A 12,442-nucleotide genomic window follows, 5' to 3' on the forward strand; every position below is an offset into this window, starting at 1 on the left:
CGTCCAGAGACGAACGCCGGGGGCACGTCCTGGAGGCCCCACCACACCGACCCGGACCGCCGGCAGGGCCCGAACGCGATCGACCGCCAACGTTTGGCGCCTCGATCACCGAGGATCGCTCATCCAGGATCTCGGCGGTACTCGACCCAGCGCCCGAGCATGCCCTCCGTCTCGCCGCGCAGGAACGCGATGAACTCCGTCGCCTCGGCCAATCGGTGGCCACCGCCGTTCGCGCCGAGCTCGACGGCCGCGGACTCCACCACGGACTCCCACTGCTTGAGAACCGGGATCCAGGCGGCCACGATCATGCCGCACACGTCGCCCTCACAGACCCGGTAGAACTCGGCCCTCCTCCCGGGTTCCCTCTCCTTGACCACCATCCGTGTCGCGGTGAGATACCGCACGGCCCCCGAGATTGCGGCCGGACTGACCCGGACCCCGTCCGCGAGCGCGGCGGCGGAGTAGCGGTCAGCGTCGTCGGCGAGCATGTAGGCCAACACCCTGGCGGGCATCCGTGGGATCCCGGCCTCGTTCAGGATCAGGGCAATGCGCTCGACCACGCGAAGCAGCCCCTCGCTCTCGTCCTGCCAGCGGCTCGGCATCATCTGCTCAGCATCGCTCATCGCGCCAGGCCCATCCGGCTGTCCCGGTTGGGATACCGATGGCGGCCCGCCGGGGCCTGTGCCGGGCCGTCGATATCGTCCCCGCACCCGGGAATGCCCGTGTCTGGCGCGGTCGCCGACGCCGGGCGTCCGGACGCGGCCGGAGCATGCGACCTCCACGTCACCTGAGCTGCTACGTGTCCAACTCCCCCACCGGACCAATCCCGCCCCCCGTGCGGTTTCCCCGGGCACTCCAGCCACCCCGAGCAGATTGGCCGCAATCCAGCGTGCTGGCGTCGGCGTCCCGCCGCAGACACGTCCGACCCGCGAGGTCCCAGCCATCGAACGGCCCGGACTTGGGGCAGCCGTCAGAGAACCGCCTGCAAACCGCAGATCCTGGAGGCGTTCGGGCTGTCGGGGTCTGTTTCAAGGTCGGTGCCAGCCCCGGCGCCTCCAGGTCCGGGACCGGGCGGAACGGGCAGGCCCGTCGTCGAGCTGCGCTGGATCGCGTTCGCGGAGGTACTCCTCAAGGTCGCCCAGCCCGCGGGCGATGTCTCGACGCAGCCTGCGTTCGGCAAAGAACCGGAGGCGGGGCGCAGGATGGTCGCGAACCCACTCCGTATACATGAACTGCCCCATGCACCAGCATGCACCGAACGCGACGCTGCCAGCTACCAGCGTCCACCACACGACTGCCAAGACATCCCACACGGCGTTCCCCAGCTGTTGCCATGCCAGCCCGTACGGATTCCCGTAGCTCACCTCACCCACCTCCAGCCGTGGCGGCCGAACCCGGGGGATCGCGATCACCCGTAGGTAGCGGTCGGCGCCAGCCTACGCCGAAATACATAGGAGGAAAAGGGTAGATGCGGAGGGTTGCAGCCGCCCACGGCGCTGCGCCTCCTATGCAATGGCATGCTGTTGGATACCGACACCGATACCGATGGCGTTGGTCGCCGGGCGTTGCCGCGTCTGGCTGAGCGAGTTCGTCAGACCACCAAGAGTCGGCGCACCCAGCGGGTCGCTCCGCTTTGAGTCGTCGTTGCCCTTTGAGCACCATCGTCCGACACTGTCAGGATGACGGCACCGGCCTCGACAAGGTGACGCGGTCGCTGGCCAGCGACGCCTAGGCTGGACTTCATGAGGAGTGCCACGCCCCGGCGTGTCGCGTCCGCTCTCCGAGCCCCCAGCCCTTCGACGGCGGCCTTTGGTCGGAAAAACTAGGCAGGTGGGGTATGGAGCAACCTTCTGGTGGAACGGCGGCAGTGGCAGCGGCGGCCGTGAGCCCGGTCCGAGCACGACCAGGGCGCCGGCCGGGGCACAGTTCGACACGCGAGGAGATAGCTCGGGCAGCCCGCGAGCAGTTCGCCGCTGGAGGCTACGATCGCGTCACGCTGAGGGCGGTCGCAGCACAGGCGGGCGTGGATGCCGCCCTCGTGGCGTATTTCTTCGGCTCGAAACGAGAGCTGTTCGACGAAGTCGTCAACCCTTTTTCTGATTCGTCCGCGCTCATCGCTCGACTCCTGGACGGGGACCCGAGGCTCGTCGGCGAGCGCTTGGCAAGACTGGTGATCGAGGCACTGGATGATACGGGCCGGCGAGAGCGCATCCTCGGAACCATTCGCACCGCAGCGGTCGAAGCCGACACCGCTCGCAAGGTTGGCGAGAAGTTCACCACTGAGCTGCTGGAACCGGTCGTGTCCCAGCTCGGGGTCGCGCAGGCGCCATTGCGCGCCGCGCTCGTGATGTCGCAGATCCTTGGCCTCGCCTTGGCTCGCCACGTCGTCGGCCTCGACGATCTGACCTCGGCCAGCCAGGACGAGCTGGTGGCCGCGCTTGCTCCCACGTTGCAGCGCTACTTGGTCGGCGACATCTCCTGACTGGCGTCCGGCTGTCCCCAAACATCGCCCACTTGCGATCTGCGGCGGGTGGAACTGCTGTGCCGCTACACCTGGAGCAGTAGCGCTTATCCCGGCGCCGCTCCGGCTCTGGCCACCCGAGACATCACGGGTGCGCTCGCCGTCGCCAGAGCGTTATGGTTGGTACATGCAATCAGTTGGATCGGAGACCGACCTGACCTCGGTGGAGTCCATCGAGCAAGAGCTGACCCTGTTGGTGCGTCGTGCCCAGAAGGTGCACTTGCGCGGCGGCCCGACAGAGCAGGTCGTGGAAAGGGCCGCCTACGGGATCCTCGCGTGGCTCCATGACACCGGCCCACTGCGGTCCAGTGAGCTCGCAGCGCACTTCCACCTAGACGCCTCGACGATCAGCCGACAGGTCGCGGCCCTGGAGCAGGCTGGCCTTGTCACGCGCGAACCGGACGCCGATGACCGGCGCGCTCTCCGGCTGCGGCTCACCGAGCACGGCCGAGGCGTGTTGACGACGACGCGGGCGGAACGACGCGGCGTCGTCCGGGAGCTGCTGCGGTCGTGGTCGCCCGAGGATCTGGCGCGCTTCGCCTCCCTGCTCGCCGCGTTCAACGCCGGCCTCGACGAGCATCTGACCGGGGATCCGCACACCGCGGAAAGGGGCCAGCGATGAGTACGGCATCCTCCCCCGGAGCCGGTGCCCCCGGGGCACCCGGCGAGCAGGTGATGCCGGAGCTGACGCACCGGCAGATCCTCACTGTCCTGGTCGGGCTCATGCTCGGCATGCTGGTCGCCGCCCTGTCCCAGACGATCGTGGCCACCGCGCTGCCCACCATCGTCGGCGAGCTCGGCGGTCAGGACCAACTGGCCTGGGTCGTCTCGGCCACCCTGTTGACCTCGACCGCCTCCACTCCCATCTGGGGCAAGCTGTCGGACCTGTACGGCCGCAAGATCATGTTCCAGTCCGCGATCGGGATCTTCCTGGTCTCCTCACTCGCCGCCGGGTTCGCCCAGAACATGGGGCAGCTGGTGGGGTCCCGGGCCGTGATGGGACTCGGCGTGGGCGGGCTGATGGCACTGTCCCAGGCGATCATCGGCGACGTCGTCAGTCCCCGCGAACGCGGCCGCTATCAGGGCTACATCGGCTCGGTCTTCGGCCTGGCCACCGTCGCCGGGCCCCTGCTGGGTGGCTTCCTGGTCGAGCACCTCTCGTGGCGGTGGACCTTCTGGGTCGGGATCCCCATCGGCATCGTGGCCCTGGTGGTGACCGAACGGGTGCTGAAGCTGCCGTTCCCACGCCGCCGGCACGCCATCGACTGGCTGGGGGCGTTCTTCATCGTCGCCGGGATCAGCGCGCTGCTGCTGATGCTCTCGCTCGGCGGCGAGGAGTTCGCCTGGAACTCGGCCTGGACCTACGGGTTGACCGCGGTGGCGCTGGTCATGCTGGCGCTCGCGGTCTGGCAGGAGCGCCGGGCGGCCGAACCGATCATGCCGCCGCGACTGTTCGCCAACCACACCTTCGTCATCACCAGTCTGGCCGGCTTCGTCGTCGGGGTCGCCATGTTCGGCGCCATCATCTTCTTGCCGCAATACCTGCAGATCGTCAAGGGTGAGTCCCCCACCGCCTCCGGCCTGCTGACCCTTCCGCTGATGGTCGGCCTGCTGGCCACCTCCATCGGATCGGGGCGGCTGATCACCCGCACCGGCCGCTACAAGATCTTCCCCGTCGTCGGCCTGCTGGTCGCCGCCGTCGGCCTGACGCTGATGAGCCGACTGTCAGTGGACACCTCGCTGTGGCTGGCCGGCGTTTTCATGTTCATCACCGGCGCCGGCATCGGCATGGTGATGCAGGTCCTCGTGCTGGCGACCCAGAATGCGGTGCCCCATGCCGACCTCGGCGTCGCCACCTCCGGAGCCACGTTCTTCCGGTCCCTGGGCGGCGCGATGGGAGTCGCCGTCTTCGGCGCACTCCTCACCCACCGGCTCCGCGACACCATCCCCGCGCAGTTGACGGCGGCCGGGGTGAGCGCCGACCAGATGCCCGCCGGGTCGGCCACCCAGGGCAGCCCCGAGCAGATCGCGGCGCTGCCCGAGCCCATCCATCTCGCGGTCACCACCGGGTTCGCCGAGGCGCTGCAGACCACGTTCCTCGCCGCCGTACCGTTCGCGATCCTCGGGTTCGTCATCCTGCTGTTCCTGCGCGAGACCCCGTTGCGAGAGACCCGAGGACACAGCTCCGGCGAGGATCTCGCCGCCGCGTTCGAGACCTCGGTCGACCCCGACGCACATCTCACCGACGAGGAAGACGGCCCGCGGCCCGAGAACCCCCCGCCCCCGGGGAAACCACCCCACCGTCGCTAGGCAGGCCCGGTCCCCCCGGCGTCCGTGCCCCCGTCCGCCGCGAGGATGCGCAGCGCCTCGTCCGCATGGGCCTCCATCCGCAGCTCACTACGAACCACTCCCCGCACGCGCTGGTCGGCGCCGATCACGAAGGTGCTCCGCCGCGGCGGCAACCCGGGAAGATTCCGCTGCGCACCGTAGGCGCAGGCCACGGTCCCGTCGGCGTCGGAGAGCAACCGGTACCCCAGGTCATGCTCGGCGTCGAACTGACGCTGACGAGCCACGGAGTCGCGGCTGATCCCGACCCTGGTCGCACCGGCCGCCTCGAACTCCGCAGCCAGGTCACGGAAATGGCAGCTTTCCGCGGTGCAGCCTCGACTCATCGCCAACGGGTAGAAGAACAGCACCACCGGCCCGCCCGAGAGCAACCGACTCAACCGGACCTGAGTCTCATGTTGGTCGGGCAGTTCGAAGTCCGGGGCAAGGTCACCGACTCGCAGCCCAGTCATCGACGACTCCCTCCGGTCCGGGCGCTTCGGTTCGGGTCGAGGTGCAACGGCGGGCTCAGTCGAGGTCGAACAGCGGGTCGGTCAGTGTGAGGCCCAGGTCCGGGCCGGCCCAGCCGAACAGGACCAGCACCATCAGCGCCGCCCCGGCCAGCGCCAGGTCCTTGAGGAACTGGGTCTGTTCCATCATCCGCTGCTGAGGATCTTCGACGCCCCAGGGGCCGTGCATGACCACGGCCGTGGGAACCAGGAAGACCACCAGGAACAGGGCGCCCAGGTCGCCCCATACGCCCAGCAGGACCATCAGTGCGCCGGCCACGATCAGCAGCCCCGTCCCGAAGACCGCTGCCGGGGCGAGCGCCTGGGGAACCCCGCGTGAGGCGGTGTACTGGGCCATCATCTTGGTCTGGGTCAGGTGCCCGAATCCCGACATCAAGAACAAGGCGGCGAACAGGATGCGCCCCACCAACACAAGTACGTCCACGGTCAGCCACCAGACCTTCCACGTCGAGGTGCGGAGCAGGACTGAGGCCGCCCGCTCCAACGGCTTCATCCTAGGCCGGAAACTTACGTATCGTAAGTACCCTTCGTAAGTGAATGTTGAAGGGGGTGTGCCCAGCGGCGACGCGACCCCGGCGGGCGGTGGTGTCCGGCCCAAAGGTTCCTCGCGACGAACCGAGACGTCATGATGGACCAGTGACGCAGCAGAGCAGCACTTCCGGACAATGGCCGCCCGGCCACTGCCTCGGCCTGCAGCAGGCACTGGAGCTCATCGGTGGTAGATGGACGGGCAGCATCCTGCTCGCAGTGCTCTCGGGATCTCGGCGGTTCAGCGACATCCGCGTCGCCGTTCCTGGCGTCTCGGATCGGCTGCTGTGCGACCGGCTGCGCCGGCTCGAGGCCGAGGGCCTCCTCGAGCGACGCACCACCACGGAATCGGGCCTGGTCGGCTATGCCCCGACCGAGGCGGCGCAGGCGCTCGTGCCAGCGCTCCACGCGATCTCTGACTGGACCACGCGATGGAGGGATGGCACCGGGCACCAATCCGACGCCGGCAACGACCGATGAATCCAGTGCAGCCCTAGGTGCACCTAGGGTGGGGCCGCGCCGCTCACGTCGTTAGCGACCGCTAGGACGACTCGTCCCAGCAGAATCCGGCCCACTCCATGAGGAGTCACGCAACCTGCCCGTGCCGCAGTGGCCCGCCATCCGATGCGGATAGTCCAGAACAACTCTCACCATGGCTTCACCTGCCTCGCCAACGCGCTATCACCGTGCAGCGGCGATCGATAGCCGCCTTACATACATTCGTGCATGCATGTAAGGTCTGAGTGTGCCCACCCAAGCCAGGCGACAGGAGGAACGCTCCGCAGCCACTCGTCGTGTGCTGCTGGAGGCCACCGTGGCGTGCCTGGTCGAGCTGGGCTACACCGGCACCACCAGTGCCGCGGTGGCCGAGAAGGCCGGCTTGTCACGAGGCGCACAGCTGCACCACTTCGGGACCCGAGACCAGCTGGTGGTCGCGGCGGTTGAGCATCTGGCGCAGAAGCGCCTGCGTCGGGTGCGCGAGGCGTTGGCGGACCTGTCCCCGGCCACGACTCAAGGGGCGAAGCGGCCTCGGAGTCGGATCGAGCCGCAAGAGGCTGCGCTCGGGCTGCTGGCAGAGGCGCTTTCGGGTCCGCTGTACGCCGCGACCCTGGAACTGTGGGTGGCCGCCCGCTCACATCCCGATCTGCGAGCCCAGTTGATCCCAGCCGAGGAGCGCGTCAACGACGAGCTTGCGCAGATCTGTCGCACCTACCTCACCGACGACCCGGTCAAGATCCGGCTCACCCTCGACCTCCTCCTCGGCAGGGGGGTCAGCGGCCTGCTCACCTCCCACCCAGGCCACCGCCAAGAACAGGTCCTCGCCGCCTGGGCCCAAGTCCTGAGAGGCCGTCCATCCCATGACTGACCTGCCATCGATGCTTGCCACGTGGGCTGAGAAGTTCCGCCCGCACCGGGAAGGAGTCGACCTGCCGCCCCACCACGAGCAGTGCCTTGGCTGCGGACCCGACAACCCGCACGGCCATCACCTCCAGGTTCGCCGCCATGGCGACGGCGTCGTGGCCGACCACACCTTTGACAACCGGCACGTCGGCGCTCCCGGCATCGCCCACGGCGGCGCAGTCGCCACGGTCATCGACGACCTTTACGGATTCCTGCTCTACCTCGTCGGGACACCAGCCGTCACGCGCCAGTTGACGGTCGAGTATCGAGCTCCAGTGATGATCGGCGTCTCCTACCGACTGCAGGCACAAGTGCAGCGCCACGAGGGGCGCAAGTTGTTCCTCGTCGCCAGCATCGCCGGGCCTGATGGGTCCGTACTAGGAACATCAACGGCGGTGTTCGTAGCGGTGGGCATCGATCACTTCACCCGGGAACGGCAATGACCGCAAGTGTCGAAGGGCGAACCAAGCGCTCGCCCCCCTCGACAACGGGCCACGGAAGACGGCGCCTTAGGAATGTCTGGCTGGGCAGCAGACATCGACACCATGGTGAAGGGTGGGAAGTGACATGACCTGGGTCGCGAAGGAACGCCGCTCCTTCGCAGCTAGTTTCCGCGATGCAGATCCCGATGCGCCGACGCTCTGTGACGGGTGGACAACGCGACACCTACTCGCACATGTGGTCCAGCGCGAGCACGCGATCCTGCGCAACATCTGGGACCAGGTGACCACCAAGTCGCCGGGCGAGGAGCGCTTCATGCGGTCGCTCGTCACCCAGGCCGGCAGCCCCCACGGATATGCCGTCCTGGTCGACACGTTGGAGGCAGGACCATCCCGACACTCGTTGATGGGTCGGTTCGATGAGACCTTGAATCTCCTCGAGTACGTCGTCCACCACGAGGACCTGCGCCGCGGATCCGGTCCGGTGCCGCATCGCACGCTCCACGAGGAGGAGGTCCGGGAGCTCTGGCGCCGTGCAAGGCCGATCCTCACGAGGGCCTACCGGAAGGCGCCCGTCGCTGTCCGGCTCGAACCGGACGACAGCGCGCTCACCGCGATCGGTAAGCACTCGAGCGGAGTCGTTCTCTCGGGGGCGCCCCTCGAGCTCGTCCTGCACGCTTTCGGAAGGCGCGAGGCTGCGGACATCGGGATTCAGGGCTCAGCCGACGCAATGCGCTCCTTCGCCGAGTGGTCAGCGCAAAGGTGAGGTCCAGACGATGACGCGACCGCAGTGACGCCGTGGTCATACTGAATGGTCCGTGGGGTAGCAAATTAGGCCGGGAGAAGGGCCTGGATCTGCCAGAGCGCGGTCTTCCGTACTTCCATCACTTCGCGAACTGGCGAAACGCGTCGACTCACGGGCACTTACGACCAGCGAACCCATTCCCTTCAGCGGGCTGTTCACCGTCCGTGCCAGCGCGAAGTCCCGTCAACGCGCCCATGGTCCAGACAAGTTGACCATCAATTCTCCCTCTGACTGTCGAGGCTGATCGCCATGTGGTGCGGATCCGGGAGGCCACCCCACATGGCAGCCCACTGGGCTATGGACTCGATCACCGGCGTCAGCGACTGGCCCTTGGGCGTCAGCATGTAGCGCGGCACAGGTCCAGCGGCCGCCGTGACACGCTGCACCACACCCTCGCGCTCCAGCTCGCGAAGCCGTTGGGCGAGCAGCCGGTCCGTGAGCCCCGGAATTCTCGAGCGGATCTCACCAAAGCGCTCTGCTCCGTCGAGCAGTGCGCGGATGATCGGGCCGTTCCAGCGCCGCCCAATCAGCTCGACCGCGCGGTGAAAGACCGGACAGTAGTTCTCCCTCTCGTCCACGCTCTCCAACCCCCTTTCGTCGACGCCGGCTCCCAGAACCCTTGCCATGCCGTTCCCGGAATGGTAGTCCTAGAGTCACTTACAAAGAGTAAGTAAGGAATGGACACCTGGGAGCTCTCATGGACGTTCTGGTTCTCATCGTCCGGATCCTTTTCGCGCTGCTGTTCCTGGGCGCCGGGATAGCTCACTTCAGCCAGCGCGAGATGATGGCCGGCTACGCGGTCAGCAAGTGTGTTCCGGCAGCCGGGCTGATGGTGGACATCTCCGGCGCGGTCATCATTCTTGGTGGCCTCATGGTGGCCGTCGGTGTCTGGCCCGACCTGGGGGCCCTACTGCTGGTCGGCTTTCTGGTGCCGACAGCGTTGCTGATGCACGACTTCTGGCGCGAGACCGACCCTGCGGGCAAGGTGAACGAGCAGACCCAGTCCCTCAAGGAGCTATCCCTCACGGGCGCCGCGCTTGCCCTGTTCGCCTTCTTCGCCTCCCCGGGCGACGAGCTCGACCCGCTGGTGCCCGGCTCGGTGCTCACGCCGTGACCGGCTCGCTGGCAGACCTGGCCGACCTCCCCGCTCGAGGCGGTGTCAGGCCGCGCACCACGCCGAGCAATCCGCACACCCAGCTCGACCAACAGCCTCACGACGATCGGCCGCGCAGCCTGCTGGAGAAGCGGCTCGCTCAGTTGCCGGGGGTGGTCTGGCGCCCCAGCATGATCTCGGTGCCGGGAGCCCGCGCCCTGACCCTGCCGCCGGAGGCCGCGCATGGGCCACCCGAGGCCTTCATGATCGGCACCGAGTTCGCCCACCTGCACCCCGCACCGGACCAGTCCCTGCACCTGGTAGTACCGCCCGATGTTGCTTCCGGCCTGATCCAGGCAGGCTGGGCAGAGCTGCACCCGGTCGCCCGCCGCGGCCTGATCACCTCCGGTGCCGTGATGGTCTACGCACCCCGCGACGAGGAGGAGGCAGAGGTGGTCTCCCAGATCGTGACCGCGTCCTTTGAGTACGCGAGGGACGCCCCGGCCTGACCGGTCATCGTGACAGAGGACCGGTGTGCCCGGCATCCGGGCCGGTCGGGCCCGCGCCCAGCCGAACGAAGCTGGCTTAGGCCCAGCCCGAACGAAGATCGGAGTCGACCATCATGCGCATCCACGAGCTTGGCCACCTGGTGCTCTACGTCCGGGACCTGGAGCGCTCACGGCGGTTCTACCGAGACGTGCTCGGCTGGGATGAGGTCCGCGGGGAGGTGCCACTGCCGGTCCCCGCGGCGGCGTTCTCCTCCGGCCGTACTCACCACGAGCTGTTGCTCATCGAGGTGGGCTCCGCCGCGGCGGCGATGCCCCCGGGACCCCGGCTGGGCCTGTACCACTTCGGCCTGAAAGTCGGCGACAGCGACGACGAGCTGCGCGAGGTCGTGCACCACCTCACCGAGCACGGAGTAGACATCAAGGGCGCCAGCGACCACACGATCACCCACTCGCTCTACATCGCCGACCCCGATGGGCACGAGATCGAGCTCTACGTCGACGTGATCCCGACCGAGGAATGGCTCGCCGACCCCTCGTTGGTCTTCGCCCCGATCCGTCCGCTACGCCTCTGACCTTCCCTGAATGCCTGAAGCATCGCGGGCGGCACCGGCCGCACACGAGCGCACGTCACCCAGCCTGCGACCGGGTCGCCACGTTTGCCGGGTCAGCCTTGAGCGCTGTGAGTTCCCCGCCCGGCGCGGCCTTGTCGCTCATTGTCCGCGGCCGGTCGCTGTGCTGTCTCACGTGACCTTGGGACCCCTCGCAGACCCTGTCGTCTCCGAGCGAAAGCTATCGGGCATCAGCGGCCCTGTATCAAGCCGCTTGGCGTCGGAGGTGTTGAAGGGCGTTGTGCCTGGCGAGGTCACAGGGGGCGATTCGCCCAGGGACTCCAATGAGCGGCAGAGTTGGCTAGCAATGCCCACTCCGCGGGGCTGCGTCCAGGTCATGACTCGTTACAAGCGTGGTACAAATAGTTCCTCAACTCCGACGTTTGCGCAGGTCAGCATGGGTCAGTCAGTCAGTACTACGACATCTGATCCGGCGCGTCACCGAGAACGGCCCCTGACCTGCGGAAAGGCAGGATCAGGGGCCGTTGTCAGCAACCGTCCGAGAAGACTGCACGCGCTGACTAGACGGCTCGCAGAAGGCTCGCTATCTCCGACTCCCCACGCGTTCGGCGAAGGCGTCGAGCGCGTCGATGACGTCTGGGGCGATCCAGGCGCGGTTGCGCTGTCCCCCGCCCGCCCGCTTGAGGATGCCGGCTTCCTCCAGCTGCTCCACCGCGCGCTGGGCGGCCGAGAGCGCCACGCCTGTGGCGGCTTCCGCGTAGGCGACATTGACGGCGGGCTGGTTCAGCAGATGAGGCAGCAGCCGGCGCGCGGCTGATCCTCGCCGTGACGTCAACCGCCCGCTCCAGTCCTCGAAGACCGTCTCCAGGTCGTCAACGAGCTGACGCCCGTTGCCGATGGCACGGAAGGAGGCGTTGATGAACTGCCGGATGATCGTCTCGGGATATCCCTCCCGATAGTCCGTGAGCGCTCGAAAGTAGGCGGACGTGTCGGTGAGCAGACCGGCAGAGACCGGAACCGTGAGAGTACGAGTGACACCAGAGTGGCGCAGCATCGCGTGGACGAGGGTGCGCCCGATGCGCCCGTTGCCGTCGTTGAAGGGGTGGATGGTCTCAAATTGCGCGTGCGCGATCGCGACGTGCACCAGCACCGGCAGGTCGACTCGCTGTACGAAGGTGATGAGGTCATCGAGCGCCACAGGGACACCGATGTGGTGAGGAGGGACGAACGAGGCCGTGTGCGGACTCAGCGCGTTGTTGCCGATCCACACCTGCTGGTCACGCAGTGTGCCGGGGGCGGCGTACGGATGATGATCGAGCAGTGCTTGGTGAGCCGCGAGGATCGAGGAGACGCTGATCTCGTCGGCCAGCTCGACCGCACGTTGCATGGCCGTGACGTTCGCAGTGACCAGTTGGGCGTTGGGGCCGGCCTTGGCCTCAATCGCTGCCATCGCCAGCGCTCGGGCCCCGGCAGTCACGCCCTCGATCTCCGATGACGACGCCGCCTCGGTGCGCAATAGCACCGAGGCCAGCGGGGCCAGCTCGGTGGCCGCATCATCGCCTTCACGCGCCGCGCGGCGCTCGGAGATCGCGGTGATCTCGGCATCGAAGCGGGCGATCTCGCGGACAGCATCCTCGGCCTCGGCCTGAAGCGCGCCGTTGATCCGGACCTCGGCTTCCGCGATGCGGGCTGGCACTGCCGCCTGGTAGGGCCCTCGGGCC

At 67.7% G+C, this 12,442-nt stretch carries 15 protein-coding genes; 10 read left to right on the plus strand and 5 right to left on the minus strand.

Annotated features, from left to right (window positions below; translation table 11 throughout):
• Positions 1-119: 119 nt before the first annotated feature.
• Complete coding sequence (locus tag J2S59_RS17520; RefSeq protein WP_306825345.1) at positions 120-560, minus strand: GbsR/MarR family transcriptional regulator; 441 nt, start codon at positions 558-560, stop codon at positions 120-122.
• A gap of 1,277 nt (positions 561-1,837) precedes the next feature.
• Here J2S59_RS17520 and J2S59_RS17525 point away from each other — a divergent pair.
• The 3 genes from J2S59_RS17525 to J2S59_RS17535 all read left to right on the plus strand — a co-directional run bounded on the left by J2S59_RS17525 (position 1,838) and on the right by J2S59_RS17535 (position 4,831).
• Complete coding sequence (locus J2S59_RS17525) at positions 1,838-2,482, plus strand: TetR/AcrR family transcriptional regulator (RefSeq protein ID WP_181641811.1); 645 nt, start codon at positions 1,838-1,840, stop codon at positions 2,480-2,482.
• Between the two features lie 202 nt (positions 2,483-2,684).
• Positions 2,685-3,143, plus strand: a complete 459-nt coding sequence (locus J2S59_RS17530) for a MarR family winged helix-turn-helix transcriptional regulator (protein WP_181641810.1) — start codon at positions 2,685-2,687, stop codon at positions 3,141-3,143.
• Positions 3,140-4,831 carry an MDR family MFS transporter gene (locus J2S59_RS17535; RefSeq protein ID WP_068119917.1) on the plus strand — a complete coding sequence of 564 codons (1,692 nt, stop codon included), beginning with the start codon at positions 3,140-3,142 and terminating at the stop codon, positions 4,829-4,831. The genes J2S59_RS17530 and J2S59_RS17535 overlap by 4 nt, the downstream gene beginning before the upstream one ends.
• On the opposite strand, the gene J2S59_RS17540 is transcribed toward J2S59_RS17535, so the two are convergent.
• The gene (locus J2S59_RS17540) at positions 4,828-5,319 is read right to left on the minus strand and encodes a peroxiredoxin (RefSeq protein ID WP_068119915.1); all 492 of its coding nucleotides are present in this window, start codon (positions 5,317-5,319) and stop codon (positions 4,828-4,830) included. The two genes, J2S59_RS17535 and J2S59_RS17540, sit on opposite strands and share 4 nt — an antisense overlap.
• A 55-nt stretch (positions 5,320-5,374) precedes the next feature.
• Positions 5,375-5,860, minus strand: coding sequence for a DoxX family protein (locus tag J2S59_RS17545; protein ID WP_246360244.1), 486 nt, complete (start codon positions 5,858-5,860; stop codon positions 5,375-5,377).
• Between the two features lie 152 nt (positions 5,861-6,012).
• Here J2S59_RS17545 and J2S59_RS17550 point away from each other — a divergent pair, with 152 nt between their 5' ends.
• The 4 genes from J2S59_RS17550 to J2S59_RS17565 all read left to right on the plus strand — a co-directional run bounded on the left by J2S59_RS17550 (position 6,013) and on the right by J2S59_RS17565 (position 8,511).
• Positions 6,013-6,384, plus strand: coding sequence for a winged helix-turn-helix transcriptional regulator (locus tag J2S59_RS17550; protein ID WP_220138396.1), 372 nt, complete (start codon positions 6,013-6,015; stop codon positions 6,382-6,384).
• A gap of 265 nt (positions 6,385-6,649) precedes the next feature.
• A complete protein-coding gene (locus tag J2S59_RS17555; RefSeq protein WP_306825346.1) occupies positions 6,650-7,270 on the plus strand; it encodes a TetR/AcrR family transcriptional regulator in 621 nt (206 codons plus the stop codon).
• Positions 7,263-7,748 carry a PaaI family thioesterase gene (locus tag J2S59_RS17560; protein ID WP_068119911.1) on the plus strand — a complete coding sequence of 162 codons (486 nt, stop codon included), beginning with the start codon at positions 7,263-7,265 and terminating at the stop codon, positions 7,746-7,748. Before J2S59_RS17555 ends, J2S59_RS17560 begins: the two co-directional genes overlap by 8 nt.
• Before the next feature lie 124 nt (positions 7,749-7,872).
• Positions 7,873-8,511 (plus strand): maleylpyruvate isomerase family mycothiol-dependent enzyme, encoded by a 639-nt coding sequence (locus J2S59_RS17565; RefSeq protein WP_181641808.1) that lies wholly within the window; start codon positions 7,873-7,875, stop codon positions 8,509-8,511.
• A gap of 254 nt (positions 8,512-8,765) precedes the next feature.
• On the opposite strand, the gene J2S59_RS17570 is transcribed toward J2S59_RS17565, so the two are convergent.
• Positions 8,766-9,128, minus strand: a complete 363-nt coding sequence (locus tag J2S59_RS17570; RefSeq protein WP_068119928.1) for a winged helix-turn-helix transcriptional regulator — start codon at positions 9,126-9,128, stop codon at positions 8,766-8,768.
• A gap of 119 nt (positions 9,129-9,247) precedes the next feature.
• Here J2S59_RS17570 and J2S59_RS17575 point away from each other — a divergent pair, with 119 nt between their 5' ends.
• From J2S59_RS17575 to J2S59_RS17585, 3 genes are all read left to right on the plus strand, one after another.
• On the plus strand, positions 9,248-9,664 hold the full coding sequence (locus tag J2S59_RS17575; protein ID WP_068119906.1) for a DoxX family protein: 417 nt from the start codon (positions 9,248-9,250) through the stop codon (positions 9,662-9,664).
• Entirely contained in the window at positions 9,661-10,152 is a 492-nt protein-coding gene (locus J2S59_RS17580; RefSeq protein WP_068119904.1) for a luciferase domain-containing protein, read from the plus strand. The genes J2S59_RS17575 and J2S59_RS17580 overlap by 4 nt, the downstream gene beginning before the upstream one ends.
• Positions 10,153-10,265: 113 nt before the next feature.
• Positions 10,266-10,724 (plus strand): VOC family protein, encoded by a 459-nt coding sequence (locus tag J2S59_RS17585; RefSeq protein WP_107766946.1) that lies wholly within the window; start codon positions 10,266-10,268, stop codon positions 10,722-10,724.
• A gap of 580 nt (positions 10,725-11,304) precedes the next feature.
• Here J2S59_RS17585 and J2S59_RS17590 read toward each other — a convergent pair.
• On the minus strand, positions 11,305-12,417 hold the full coding sequence (locus J2S59_RS17590; protein ID WP_220138322.1) for a Fic family protein: 1,113 nt from the start codon (positions 12,415-12,417) through the stop codon (positions 11,305-11,307).
• Between the last annotated feature and the right edge of the window lie 25 nt (positions 12,418-12,442).

Origin of the sequence: Nocardioides massiliensis (genome assembly GCF_030811215.1) — a bacterium.
GTDB lineage: Bacteria > Actinomycetota > Actinomycetes > Propionibacteriales > Nocardioidaceae > Nocardioides_A > Nocardioides_A massiliensis.

What these genes read in the sequence shown, in the direction of transcription:
- J2S59_RS17535 (WP_068119917.1), top strand. Translation starts at nt 3,140, where the DNA reads ATGAGTACGGCATCCTCCCCCGGAGCCGGTGCCCCCGGGGCACCCGGC.
- J2S59_RS17585 (WP_107766946.1), top strand. Translation starts at nt 10,266, where the DNA reads ATGCGCATCCACGAGCTTGGCCACCTGGTGCTCTACGTCCGGGACCTG.
- J2S59_RS17540 (WP_068119915.1), bottom strand. Translation starts at nt 5,319, where the DNA reads ATGACTGGGCTGCGAGTCGGTGACCTTGCCCCGGACTTCGAACTGCCC.
- J2S59_RS17525 (WP_181641811.1), top strand. Translation starts at nt 1,838, where the DNA reads ATGGAGCAACCTTCTGGTGGAACGGCGGCAGTGGCAGCGGCGGCCGTG.
- J2S59_RS17565 (WP_181641808.1), top strand. Translation starts at nt 7,873, where the DNA reads ATGACCTGGGTCGCGAAGGAACGCCGCTCCTTCGCAGCTAGTTTCCGC.
- J2S59_RS17560 (WP_068119911.1), top strand. Translation starts at nt 7,263, where the DNA reads ATGACTGACCTGCCATCGATGCTTGCCACGTGGGCTGAGAAGTTCCGC.
- J2S59_RS17575 (WP_068119906.1), top strand. Translation starts at nt 9,248, where the DNA reads ATGGACGTTCTGGTTCTCATCGTCCGGATCCTTTTCGCGCTGCTGTTC.